This is a genomic window from Xanthomonas campestris pv. campestris str. ATCC 33913 (assembly GCF_000007145.1).
GTDB lineage: Bacteria > Pseudomonadota > Gammaproteobacteria > Xanthomonadales > Xanthomonadaceae > Xanthomonas > Xanthomonas campestris.
This window is the reverse complement of record NC_003902.1, coordinates 3,044,162-3,056,960: the sequence shown is the minus strand read 5'-3', so window position 1 is coordinate 3,056,960 and position 12,799 is coordinate 3,044,162. Positions and strand designations below refer to the sequence as shown.

The 12,799-nt window shown below is 62.7% G+C and carries 9 protein-coding genes and 1 other RNA gene; 3 read left to right on the top strand and 7 right to left on the bottom strand.

Annotated features, from left to right (window positions below; genetic code table 11):
• Window positions 1–110 precede the first annotated feature (110 nt).
• Window positions 111–2,210, bottom strand: coding sequence for a M13 family metallopeptidase (locus tag XCC_RS13375; protein ID WP_029628918.1), 2,100 nt, complete (start codon window positions 2,208–2,210; stop codon window positions 111–113).
• Window positions 2,211–2,515: 305 nt separating this feature from the next.
• On the opposite strand from XCC_RS13375, the gene XCC_RS13370 reads away from it, so the two are divergent.
• A non-coding RNA gene (locus XCC_RS13370) (sX9 sRNA) lies at window positions 2,516–2,590 on the top strand.
• A 4-nt stretch (window positions 2,591–2,594) separates the two neighbouring features.
• Here XCC_RS13370 and XCC_RS13365 read toward each other — a convergent pair.
• Together XCC_RS13365 and XCC_RS13360 are read right to left on the bottom strand one after the other, a co-directional pair.
• A complete protein-coding gene (locus XCC_RS13365; protein ID WP_011037703.1) occupies window positions 2,595–5,642 on the bottom strand; it encodes a TonB-dependent receptor in 3,048 nt (1,015 codons plus the stop codon).
• Between the two features lie 362 nt (window positions 5,643–6,004).
• The gene (locus XCC_RS13360) at window positions 6,005–8,995 is read right to left on the bottom strand and encodes a TonB-dependent receptor plug domain-containing protein (protein WP_011037702.1); all 2,991 of its coding nucleotides are present in this window, start codon (window positions 8,993–8,995) and stop codon (window positions 6,005–6,007) included.
• 320 nt (window positions 8,996–9,315) lie between these two features.
• Between XCC_RS13360 and apbC the strand changes: the two genes are divergently transcribed.
• A complete protein-coding gene (apbC, locus tag XCC_RS13355) occupies window positions 9,316–10,167 on the top strand; it encodes an iron-sulfur cluster carrier protein ApbC (RefSeq protein ID WP_011037701.1) in 852 nt (283 codons plus the stop codon).
• A gap of 95 nt (window positions 10,168–10,262) precedes the next feature.
• Entirely contained in the window at window positions 10,263–10,832 is a 570-nt protein-coding gene (gene dcd, locus XCC_RS13350; protein WP_011037700.1) for a dCTP deaminase, read from the top strand.
• 26 nt (window positions 10,833–10,858) lie between these two features.
• Here the strand turns inward: dcd and XCC_RS13345 are convergent, their stop codons facing one another.
• The 4 genes from XCC_RS13345 to XCC_RS13335 form a co-directional block, all read right to left on the bottom strand.
• Window positions 10,859–11,044: a LiaI-LiaF-like domain-containing protein gene (locus XCC_RS13345; protein ID WP_011037699.1), complete on the bottom strand. Its 186-nt coding sequence runs from the start codon at window positions 11,042–11,044 to the stop codon at window positions 10,859–10,861.
• A 342-nt stretch (window positions 11,045–11,386) separates the two neighbouring features.
• Window positions 11,387–11,554, bottom strand: a complete 168-nt coding sequence (locus tag XCC_RS22125) for a LiaI-LiaF-like domain-containing protein (protein WP_011037698.1) — start codon at window positions 11,552–11,554, stop codon at window positions 11,387–11,389.
• A 27-nt stretch (window positions 11,555–11,581) separates the two neighbouring features.
• Window positions 11,582–12,019 carry an HIT family protein gene (locus XCC_RS13340; protein WP_011037697.1) on the bottom strand — a complete coding sequence of 146 codons (438 nt, stop codon included), beginning with the start codon at window positions 12,017–12,019 and terminating at the stop codon, window positions 11,582–11,584.
• Window positions 12,016–12,678, bottom strand: a complete 663-nt coding sequence (locus XCC_RS13335) for a dienelactone hydrolase family protein (RefSeq protein WP_011037696.1) — start codon at window positions 12,676–12,678, stop codon at window positions 12,016–12,018. Before XCC_RS13335 ends, XCC_RS13340 begins: the two co-directional genes overlap by 4 nt.
• Between the last annotated feature and the right edge of the window lie 121 nt (window positions 12,679–12,799).

Genomic DNA, 12,799 nt, shown 5'->3' with positions numbered 1-12,799 from the left:
CACTGCCAGCGCGGAATAACGAGGTTGCACGCCCGCCAACGGCGCCACAGCACGCACAAAAAAAAGCGGCGACCCGAAGATCGCCGCTTTCTCTTAACACGGTTGCACGATTACCAGATCACAACCTGCTGATCGCCTTGACGCACCATCGCATCGCCCGCCTTGCACGAGAATGCGGCGGCAAATGCCGGCATGTTCGACGGCGCGCCGATGGCGCGGAAGTTGGCCGGCGCGTGCGGGTCGGTCTTCAGGCGCACCACCAATTCTTCCGGGGTGAAGTTGCGACGCCACACCGTCGCCCAGTTGAGGAAGAAGCGCTGGTCGCGGGTGATGCCGTCGCTCTTGGGGTCGTCCTTGCCGGCGGTGGCGGTCTTCATCGCGTCATAGGCGGTGTTGAGGCCGCCCAGGTCGGCGATGTTCTCGCCCAGGGTCAGGTCGCCCTTGACCTTGTCGCCTGCCGGCGTGCGGTAGCTGTCGAACTGTGCCACCAGCTTGCCGGTGCGTGCCTTGAACGCGTCCAGATCCTTCTGCGTCCACCAACCCGGATCGGCGATGAAGTTGCCATCGGCACCGAAGCGGCTGCCCTGGTCGTCGTAGCCGTGGGTCATCTCATGCCCGATCACCGCACCGATGCCGCCGTAGTTCATTTCCTCCGGCGCATTCGGGTCGAAGAACGGCGGCTGCAGGATGGCGGCCGGGAACACGATCTCGTTCTGCAGCGGGTTGTAGTAGGCGTTGACGGTCTGCGGGCTCATGCCCCATTCGGTCTTGTCCACCGGCTTGCCGATCTTGGACAGGTTCCACTTGTAGTTGAACTCGGATGCCGCCATCACGTTGCCCAGGTAGCTGTCACGGCTGGTGCTCAGGCCGTTCCATTCACGCCACTTTTCCGGGTAGCCGATCTTGGGCGTGAAGCTTTCCCACTTGGCGATCGCCTTGGTCTTGGTCTCCGGGCTCATCCAGTCGAGCTTTTCGATGCGCGCCTTCAGTGCGGTGCGCAGGTTGGTCACCAGGGTTTCCATCTTGGCCTTGGAATCGCCCGGGAAGGCGACCTTGACGTACATCTGGCCCAGCGTTTCGCCGGCCTGGCTGTTGATGGTGGCCAGCACGCGCTTCCAGCGCGGCTTGATTTCCTTCTGGCCGCGCATGGTCTTGTTGTAGAACGCGAAGCTCTCATCCACGAACGGCTGGCTCAGGTACGGCGAGGCACGGTCGACGGTGTGGAAGCGCAGGTAGGCGCGCCAGATGGCCGGGTCGGTGTCGGCGATCATCTTGCTCACTTCCTGATGGAAGGCCGGGATTGCCAGCGAGAACATCTCCGGCGTGGCCACGCCCTGCGACTTGAAGAACTCGGTCCACGACCAGTTCGGGGTCAGCTTGTCGGCATCGGCCGGCGAGATCGGGTTATAGGCCAGCGAGGCATCGCGCGACATCTGCGTGCTGGTCTTGGAGACCTTGGCCAGGCGGGTTTCGAACGCGACGACCTGCTTGGCCTGCGCGGTGGCATCGGCGGCGGCAACGCCAGACAGTTCCAGCACCTTGGCCACGTGCGCCTGGTAGGCGTCCAGCTTGGCCTTGTTGCCGGCGCTGGTGTAGTACTCCGGGTCCGGCAGACCCAGGCCGCCCTGCATCGCATAGGCGATGTTCTGGCTGGACTTCTTGAAGTCCGCTTCCGCGCCGAAGCTGAAGAGCTCGTTGTTGCCCTTCGCCGCGCTGCTGCGCAGGTAGTCGACCAGCTTGGCCTGGTCGCTGATGGCGTCGATGGCGGCCAGGTCCGGCTTCAGCGGCTCGATGCCCTGGGCGTTGATCTTGGCTTCGTCCATGCCGGTGGACCACAGGTCGCCGACGATCTTTTCGACGCCGGTGGCACCGGTGTCTGCAGCGGCCTGTTCGGCCAGCTGCTGCTGGATCGCGTTGGAGCGCTCGTCGAGCATTTCGAACGCGCCCCAGCTGGTGCGGTCGCCCGGCACCGGGTTGGCGGCCAAGAACTTGGCATTGGCGTAGGCGTTCAGATCGGTACAGGCATTGCCGTTGGGATCCAGATCGGCAGCAGTGAACTGATTCACCGCCGGCAGCTTGCTTTGGTCCAGGGTCAGCGTCTTGGGTGCGGCGGCCGCGCTGGCAGCGGCATCAGGCGCGGTGGCCGGTGCGGCGTCTTCGGGCTTCTTGCAGCCGCTCAGCGCGGCGGCGACGGCCAGGGACAGCGTCAATAGATGAGGGGTACGAATCACAAGGGCTCCAGGAGCAACAGTCAATTGGGAAGCCCCGTCACAGCGGAGCCGTGGCGGCACTCTACCTTTCTGTATGACAGCACGCATGGTGTCGAAGGTCATGGGTGGGGCACGCAGGTCAACGTGGCCTCTCGTTCTAGCAGGCTTCGGACAAAAAAACGGCCCCTCGCGGGGCCGTGGAGAGCATTACAGCCGTTACTTCTTACGCCAGCTTCCGGGGCTTGGAGCAGCTATCAAAACGACTGCGCAGCCGCCAGGCGGGCGCGGCCGGTGCTCGGAATCTCGTGTACCCCCGTACATTCCGGTTCCTCCGCGCCGTCCACACCCACCTGACGACTGCTCGCTCTGTTTTGTTAGCCGCTCTTAGAAGTCATACGAAGCAGACAGGCGAACAAAGCGCGGCGGGTTGAAGTAGGTCCCCATGCCATAGGTGTTGGACACGGTGAAACGGTCGTCTCCATACACTGCCTCGGCACGCGTTGCATCGCGGTCGTTGATGACGTTGAACACCTGCAGGCCGATGGCCAGCTTATGATCGGCAAACGCAGGACGGTAGGTAACGCCCAGGTCGAGATTGGTCAGCCAAGGCGTCCGGCCAGCGTCACCCGGCCGCGAGGGAGTACCAGCGCAATAGTGATATGCCGACTCGTAGCCGATCGGATCCTGCTCGCCCTGGCCGAAATAGCCCAGGCATGACTTTGGGGTTCCCGACAGGACACGAAGGGTTGCCGATGCCATCCACTCGGGAGTGAACTGATAAGCGCCAAACGCCTTGAACTGGTGACGGCGATCATTGGCCAGGTTGCCACCTGCGTAATACATCAGTTCTGCCGAATCCCAATCCTGCGTCTTGGACACGTCTGCCTGGCCGAGATCGGATTTCACCTGGCCTTCGGTATTGCCGTAAAGATGCGACCACGTGTAGTCAACCCGAGCAAACCACTTTTCGTCAAACGGATGCTCCAGGAATAGGTCGACTGACACGTAGTTGCGCTTTGCACCACTCGTAAAGCCCCAGTCTTCCTGGGACATGCGTACCTGCGTGCGGCCAGATCCATCAACATTTGCCAGATTGTAGGTGTTGGTCTCGCCCGGGTTGAACATGACACAACCCGGAATCGCAACGCTCGACGCACTGACGCCGCTGGCCTCCAGCTTGTCGGCCATCCGGCCGGTATCACAGACGTCATCGATTGCAGTTTGCAACTTGCGGTACGTCACCTTGGCACCGGAATTCCAGCTTTGGCCCAAAGTCTTTTCGAAGCCTACTAGGAACTCGTCCTGGTACTGCGACTTCAGATCGCTCGGCGCGAAGGAGTTGGGATCTGGTGTCTGACCGTACTCGCCGTTTGACGACACCGGGCCCGGTCCGAGGGCCGTCAGGCCGGTCGGCTCGCCGTTTGCGTCCAGTCCCGAATATGCGAAGTATTCATCGGTATAGGTGGAGGCCGATGCGCCGCGAACCGCGACACTGTTAGGCAGCGCCAGATAGTAGCGGCCCGCATTTGCGTACAGCTTCAGCGACGAGTCGCCAAAGACGTCCCAGCTGACGCCCAGACGTGGGGCCCATTGGTCTCCGCTATCTACATACGGCTGACCTGCGCTGTTGAAGTTGGTGAACTTGTCGTTGCGGATACCGAGCAGCACCAGCCAGTTATCGCTGACTTGCCAGCGGTCTTCCAGGTAATAAGCCTTTTGCTCGACAGCCATGCTGGTGGTTGTGGTGAAGATGCGGCGCTGCGCATAGTAGCCGTCGCCACCCGATGGACCAACCCCGAGACTTGGACGAATGTCGACGGTCGGATCGGACTGACGTGCAAACAGCCACTGGTAGCCCGGGCCGGTCGTGCGGACACCTTCGTTGGAGGCGTTGAAGTACATGTTGTCCACGCCTGCAGTCAAATCGTGATCACCGATCCGATACTCCAGTTCAAGTCGCAAGCTGCGGGTCTTGTTCTGTGGGAGATTGGCCTTGGTCCGATTGCTCGCCTGATCATTCGTGATCGGTGTGCCACCCGTCAGTGCGGGGTTCTGGTTGGTTACGTTCTGAAGATAGGGAAGCGCGGAAACGTACGGATTGCTCTGCAAGTTGTCCTGACGGCTACGCCCCCAAGTGGCATTCAACGTAAGGTCGTCCGTCAGATAGCCGGTGTACTTGAAGATGTCGTAGCGATCTTTGATCTTGTACGTATCGGCAAATGTGCCACTACGCCCGCCGCCTGACAGGGTGTCGTAATCGAAGTCCGTGTAATAACCGGCGCGGCGGTCCGTACTCTCGATACGGGTGTATTCAAGGATATTGCTGTCGTTGATATTCCAGTCAATCTTGCCGTAGAACTTCGGCGCGCTGTACGCGTAGTTGTTACGTCCCAGAACGCTGGCCGCACTGGAGTTCGTCGACACACCTTCGGTTTTGTCGGATTCACCGGCAACGAACACAAACAATTTGTCTTCGATCAACGGGCCACCAGCGTATGCGCTGTAGACGGTACGCGTTGCGCCATCGTCCTTGCGGCTGCGATACAGCGTGCCCGGCTGATCGGGATTGGTGTATTCAAACCGGTCTGGCAAGGTGTTGTTGGGAAAGCGTACATTTTCAGGCGAACTCGCCAACGACTTTGGCTCCCAAACTGCCTGGGCACCGAAGTGCCATTCGTTGGTGCCGCGCTTGCCGACTTGGTTAATGACGCCACCGGTGGAACGACCATAACGGGCGCTGTAGCCGCCGGTGTAGGTCTCCTGCTGATCAATCGCACCGTACGGCAGGCTCACGCCGCCAAGATTGCTGAGCGGATTACTGACATTGAATCCGTTGATGTAGTAGGCATTTTCGGTGACGCCTGCGCCGCCAAACGACACAACCGAACGCGAGCCGTTGTCAAATGCACCGCTGCCTGCCACGGCACCCGGTGCCAGCAATGCGATTGCCTCAGCGCTGCGCCCCAGGGGGAGAATTGCAAGCTGTTGTGAGGTAATGACCGAGCGCGAACTGGTCGAGCTGACATCGATCTTCGGCGCATTGGCGGCGGTCACCGTGATTGCGCCGAGCGTCGTGGCGTCGGCAGTACTTGAGCTGCCGGCATCCGCAAACGACACTTCGGTGCCGGAACCGACGCGCAACTGCACGTTTTTGCGGGTATCGACGACCTGATCGCCGCGCTTCAGGGTAACGGTATAGGCACCGACAGGCAGCGAGCCGAGGTTGTAACGGCCATTCGCATCGACGGTGATGGTGCGGCTGAGGCCTGTATCGCTTTGCACAACGATGGTGCTGCCGGCTTCGCTGGGCGCGCTGCCGTAGATGCTGCCGGTGGTGCTCTGCGCATACACCGCGCCGTTGGCTAGGCACGCACCGAGCACGACAGCGAGAGCGGTGCGCTTGAGGACCTGGCGACGAAATTGATTGCTCATTCCTGACCTTTGAACTGGGGAATCGGGAGAAGTGGCGGTCACCGAAGAGTCAGATGGCCTTAACCCGAACGTAATGAATCTGTGCCCGCCGTTGCAATAGCAATCAACGGTTCATTAATGAAATGACGGACATCCGCGTTGAAAGTGCGGAAGTCAGCACAATTTGTTGCCAGTTCGCACAATGCATGACGATTGGCCTCTGTGAATTCATCTTCGTAATTTCTTCAGATAACAGCCGATTAATGTGAAATCCATCAGCTATTAGTTTCAGTAAAAACCAATAAGCACCGCAGTAGGTTTCGAAAGAAACTAAAAAGGCCCCGACAAGCGGGGCCTTCCGGTGCTGCGGCTGATGCCAGCACTTAGAACTTCACAGTCGTCCCCAGGTAGAAGAACCGGCCCACGTTGTCGTACAGCGCGGAAGTAAAGTCCGAACCGAAGTAGTTACGCGGCGGGTCCTTGTCGAAGGCGTTGTCGATGCCGAGATACACATCGATCTTCGAGCCGGGGAACTGATAACCGAACTGGAAGTTGTGGTAGGTGTACGAGCCGTTCTTGATCGGGCTGGCCGAGCCCGGGTTGCTGTTGTAGCTCTCCGGGGTCACGCGCAGGTTGCCGTCCACATAGTTCATGTCCCACGAGGCGCGCCATTCGTTCCAGTTGTATTTGGTCTGGAACTGCGCACGCCAGCGCGGGTCGGTCACGTAGGTCACGTACTCGTCGTACTCTTCCGGGAAATCCTGGAACACCCACTCGCGTGACTGGATCAGCCGCGTGCCGACCAGGCGCAACACGGTGTTGCCTTCGCCCAGCTGGAAGCGGTAATCCATTTCCAGATCCACGCCGACACGCCGCGAGCGCGCCAGGTTTTCGTTGAGCGCCTGCCACCCGATGATGCTGTGTTCGGGATAGATCCGGCCTTGCGGGTCGGTGAAGCCACCCAGCGGTGCGCGCTGCACGAAGCCGCAGAAGCTGTTGTTGATGCCGCCCGGGTTGTCCACGCAACGCGTGGAATTGGTTTCGGCCGTCACCGAGCCAATTGCGTCCTGCAGGTCGATGCGCCAGTAGTCAACCGACATGCCGAAACCTTCGAAGAACTCCGGCTGCCACACCAAGCCGTACGACAGGCTGCGCGCGCGTTCCGGCTTCAGTTCCGGATTGCCGCCGCTCACGCCGGGGCGGTTGGCGGTGTAGGTATCGATCCAGCCCACCGGAACGCCCAAGGCACTGCAATTGGCCTGGCGTAGCGCCACATCGCCGGCGGTGCCGGGGCGGTTGCTGTTGCTGGAGAGGTAATTGCAGGGGTCGTTGATGGTGGCGAAGTTTTCGCTCTGCGAGTCGTACAGCTCACCGATGCTGGGCGCGCGCACCGCCTGGGCCAGCGTGCCGCGCAGACGCAGCGACGGGATGATGGTCCAGTCCAGGCCGATGTTCCAGGTCTTGGTCGAGCCGATGCTGCTGTAGTCCGAATAGCGGCCGGCCAGATCCAGTGCGAGCCGATCCACACCGGGCAAACCCGCCAGCAGCGGAATGGTGCTCTCCACGAACACTTCCCGCACGGTGTACTCGCCGCCGCTGTTCGGGATGGCATTGAGGAAGGTCACGCCCGATGCGGCCAGCGGATCGGTGATTTCTTCGCTCTGTTCCTTGCGGTATTCCACGCCACCGGCGATGCCGATGTCACCGGCCGGCAGCGACAGCAGGTTGCTGTTGGCCACCGAGGCGCTGAAGACCGTCTGCTGGATCTTGGCCTGCGAGCGGGCGGTGGTGTTGAACCACGCTGCTGCTTCCGGGCTCACCGCGCCGTTGCCGAACACGCTGAAGGGCACGCAGCCTTCGCGGGCCAGCGCCGAATACACGCGATTGGTATTGGGGTTGATGGCATTCGGATCGAGCGTGGTACGGCACACGATATTGCCGCTGGCGTCACGTGCCGCATCAATGCCGGCCTGCCAGCGCTCGTTGATGCGGTTGTTGAGGTTCTGGCGGTCAACCGTGGTCTTGCCGTAGTTGGCCGACACGTCGTAGGTCCAGTTGTCGGTGAAGTTGCCTTCGGCGCCGAGCACTGCACGGTAGGTCTTGCGTTCGATGTTTTCGCCGCGCCGACCGGCATCGACGTTGAAGCGATTCATCAGGATCTGCGTGGCACCGCGTGAATCCATCAGCGCACCGAGTTCGGGACTGACATACGGGTTCTGCCGACGCACGCGTAGCGAGCTGTCGAAGGCGGGCTGGCCGAAGAATTCCGAATCGGTCTCGCTGTACTTGCCTTCGAAGAACAGGCGATGATTCTCGCTGAGCTCGAAGTTGACCATCGTGTTGACGCTCTTGCGATCGAAGCCGGGCTGCAAATCGGCCACGGCGTTGAGGTCGGCAAAGTCGCAATCCACGCACGAGGTGTTGCTCACCACGGTGCCGTCATAACGATTGCGGCGGAACGTGCCGTCTTCATTGAACAGGTAGCGGTTGCCGTAGCTGGCCGGGTTGCGGAAATCGAAGGTGCCCAGGTTGAAGGTGCCGCCATAGCTGGTGGAATGGTTACCACCGGGGCCGCTGAGCACGTTCTGCGGATTGCGTTCGCTTGGCGGACGGGTCGGGTCGTAGGCGGGGTTGGGCACCGTCACCAGGTACTCGCGGCCGATGGCGCGGTTGCCGCGGCCAAAGCGGTCCTGCTTGCTGTATTCGCCGGAAACGGCGATGTTGCCGCGCCCACCGGCAAAGTCGGTGCCTGCCGAGAAACTGGCGAAGGAGCGGTTGTAGTTGCCTTCGTCGGCCAGGCCGGTTTGCGCGCGGGTTTCGAAGCCGGTGAACGATTTCTTGAGGATGAAGTTCACCACGCCCGCCACCGCGTCAGCGCCGTACACCGCCGAGGCGCCGCCGGTGATGACTTCCACGCGCTCGACCCATTCCACCGGGATGGTGTTGACGTCGACCGCGGTAGAGCCCGGGCTGGAACCCACATGGCGACGGCCGTTGACCAGCACCAGCGTGCGATCCACGCCCATGCCGCGCAGGTCGAGCAGGCCCAGGCCCGCGGTGCCGATGAAGCGGGTGGAGTTGCCCAGCGTGTAGCTCGGCGCCAACGCCGGCATGCGCGCCATCAGGTCGCTGATGGTGGTGGCACCGGTGGCGCGGATTTCTTCGGCGGTGATCGCGGTGACCGGCGAGGGAGTGACAAAGCCGGTACGCGCGATGCGCGAGCCGGTGACGGTCACCTTGTCCAGATCGGTGGTGTCCGGGGCAACGCCATTTTCGGACTGCGCAAGCGCGTGGCCTGCGGGGGCGACCAGCACGGCGAGCAACGCCGCGCTCAAGCGGTGACGACGGGTACGGTGCAGAGAACGACTCGACATGCCTTGCGGATCCTCGCTGGGTTGATGCGACAGCCGTGCTCGCTGAGCGCCGGCTGAACTGATTTTCGAACGTGACAATTCCTTAATCGTGTGTCCACCTTTGTGAAATATGTCGCGCGTTGACACGGTTGAGGCAGCTGGCTCAGCAGGGCAAGGCACCACAATCGCTCAAGCAACAGCGGCTGCGCCGGTACACTTGGCGGTCCATGGCGGATCGCGCCGGCCGTTGTTGCCGCTGGGCGTCGTCGACTTCAGTTGGGTAAGGCAATGAGCAGAAAAATCACACGCGCAGCGCCAGCTGCGCAGCCGGGACGCCGCGCATGAGTACCGAGCGCAGGATCGCCGCGCACGCGGTGCAGGGCGCCCTCGCGCCGCACGCGCGCATCCGCAACGTGATTGCGGTGGGCTCGGGTAAGGGCGGGGTGGGCAAGTCCACTACCGCGGTCAATCTGGCGCTAGCGCTGCAGCAGCATGGCGCGCGGGTTGGTGTGCTCGACGCGGACATCTACGGGCCGAGCGTGCCGGCGATGCTGGGGTTGAGCGGCAAGCCCGACAGCCCGGACAACAAGTCGATCGAGCCATTGCGCGCGTTCGGCATCGAGGCGATGTCGATCGGGCTGCTGGTCGATCAGGACACACCGATGATCTGGCGCGGCCCGATGGCCACCTCGGCGTTGACCCAGCTGTTCAACGACACGCTGTGGGACGACCTGGATTACCTGCTGATCGATCTGCCGCCAGGCACCGGCGACATCCAGCTCACCTTGTCGCAGAAGATCCCGGTGGCCGGTGCGGTGATCGTCACCACGCCGCAGGACATCGCCACGCTGGATGCGCGCAAGGCCTTGAAGATGTTCGAAAAGGTCGAAGTGCCGGTGCTGGGCATCGTCGAGAACATGGCGGTGCACACCTGCTCCAACTGCGGGCATCGCGAACATCTGTTCGGCGAAGGCGGCGGCGAGCGCATGGCCGCGCAGTACGGCGTGCCGCTGCTGGGGTCGCTGCCGCTGGATATCGGCATCCGCGAGCAGGGCGATGCGGGCCAGCCGATTGTGATCGCCGCGCCGGAATCGGCAGCCGCGCAGGCCTATCTGGCGGCGGCTGCGCGGCTGTCGGAGGAGCTGGCCAAGCGCCCGCGCGCCAGCATCCCGATTTCTGCCTCGCTGCTCTGATGCGTCGGCCGGCCTCCGGTGCCGGCCGCTGGTAGAATTCGCCGTCTTCGCGCGGGCCGCTCGGCCCGCCGCCTTCCGTCTTCAAGGAACACCGCATGAGCATCAAGAGCGACCGCTGGATCAAGCGCATGGCCGAGCAGCACGCCATGATCGAGCCGTTCGAACCCGGCCAGATCAAGCACGACGCCGCCGGCCAGCGCATCGTCAGCTTCGGCACCTCCAGCTACGGCTATGACGTGCGCTGCTCGCGCGAGTTCAAGATCTTCACCAACATCAACTCGACGATCGTCGACCCGAAGCATTTCGACCCGGGCAGCTTCGTCGATATCGAGTCGGACGTCTGCATCATTCCGCCGAACAGCTTTGCGCTGGCACGCACGGTCGAATACTTCCGCATTCCGCGCGACACGCTGGTGGTGTGCCTGGGCAAGAGCACCTACGCGCGCTGCGGCATCATCGTCAACGTGACGCCGCTGGAGCCGGAATGGGAAGGCCGCGTCACGTTGGAATTCAGCAACACCACGCCGCTGCCGGCGCGCATCTACGCCAACGAAGGCGTGGCGCAAATGCTGTTTTTCCAGTCCGATGAGGTGTGCGAAACCTCGTACAAGGACCGAGGCGGCAAGTACCAGGGCCAGACCGGCGTGACCCTGCCGCGCACGTGATGCAGTGATGCGGCCGTGACCCTGCCTCAGCAGGTCACGGCCGTGCGCTGCCGGTAGCGCAGCAGTTGGCGCACGCCAGCGGCGATCAGAAACGCTGGCCACCAGGTCGACACCAGGTTGCCAAGATCGAAACGGGCCAGCCCGAGGTTATCCAGCAGGAATAAGCTGCCCAGCGTGATCAGAAACAGTGCAGGAATCAGGCGGTAGCGCATGGCGATGTCCTCGGTAGGTGTGAGGCCATGCTGCGCGCGATGCGCGCGCCGATCAGGTGCCGGAAGTCAACAATTGCGGATGACAAAGGTCATGTCGAAGACCGCAAGGTCATGACTGCATTGGTAACCATGTCGCCTTCGGTTGATCGCTGGCAATCAGGTCGTCGACGTCTTCAGGGGTGCGGAACCCCTGTTTTTTCTACGGTGCAGTCGAATGCACATGAGGCTTCGCGCGTACCCTCACCGCCCCTTCGGGGCACCTTCTCCCGATGGAAGAAGGGATCTTGGCGCTCTGATTACGCACGGGGCTGATTGACTGCTCACCCCATTCCCAATTCCCGGCTACTTGCCCCGCCCGAACAACATCCCCACGCCGCAAGCGACCAGCGCGGCAGGCCACCAGGTGGCGATCAGCTTGCCCAGGCTGAGATTGGTCCAGCCCAGGTTATTGGCCAGGAACAGCAGGCCGACGAGGATCAGGATCAGCGCGGCAACGACATTGGATTTCATGCGGAAGGCTGGTTGAAAGACGGGCGCCTATCGTAGCCGTTGCGCCCATGCCGCGACACGCTCCTGCAGTGCGTCGGGCGCAAACCGGTGCGCGCTGCCGCTGCCCCACACCGGCCCGGGCCAGGCCGCATCGCCGGGATGGCGGCCGACCAGGTGCACATGCAGCTGGCGCACGATGTTGCCCAGCGCGCCGATATTGAGCTTGCTCACCTGCGGCTCGACTCGCAGCAGCTGCGAGAGCTGGTTGATCTCGGCCAGCAACAGACGCTGCTGGCCGCCATCCAGGTCGATCCACTCGCTGACCTCGGCCACCCGCGGCACCAGCACCAGCCACGGGAAGCGGGTGTCGTCCATCAGCCGCACCTGCGACAGCGGGCCGTCGGCGACGAAGACGCTGTCGGCGGCCAGCCGCGCATCCAGTTCAAAGGCGCCCGTGGCGGGCGCATTCGAGACGGGTCCGCTCATCCCAGGTGGGCGTCGAAGAAGCCCAGGGTGCGCTCCAGCGCCCGCTCGGCGCTGTCGGCGTCGTAGTGGTTCGGGTCGATGCTGCGGTTGAAGGCGTGCCCGGTCGGGTAGACGAAGGTCTCCATCTGCGGCAGCTTTTCGCGGTGCGCCTGGATCGCTTCGGGCGGAATGCTGCTGTCCTGCTCCCCGAAGTGGAACATCACCGGCGCCTTGGGCGTTTCGTCCAGCAGCTGCGTATTGCGGCCGCCGTAATAGCTCACCGAGGGCAGCCCCAGGCGGATCGCCGACAGCAGCGCCACCGAGCCGCCCCAGCAATAGCCCACGGTGCCGACCTTGCCGGCTCGGCTGAGCAGGGTAGCGGCGGATTTGACCACCTCCACCGCGCGCTCCAGGCCGACTGCATTGGCCAGTGCCAGGCCGCGCTGCAGGCTTTGCTGGTCGTAGGGCAACTGCACGTCCTTCTCTTCCAGGTCGAAGAAGGCCGGTGCCAGGACTTCGTAGCCGCGCGCGGCATAGTCGTCGGCCACCGCGCGGATATGTTCGTTGACGCCGAAGATCTCCTGAATCACCACCAGGCCGCCGCGCGGGCTGGTGGTCGGAGTGGCGTGCCAGGCGGCGACCTGGCCGTCGGGGGTGTCGAGCGTGGTCCAGTGACCCATGGAAAATCCTGCTGCAATACGGGGAGCGCGCATTATCAGCCGAATCGGCGACGCGAAAGGTGAGGAAGATGTTGCCACCAGGCGGCCGCAGGCCAGCGCGGTTCAGGACGCCGGCCCGGTG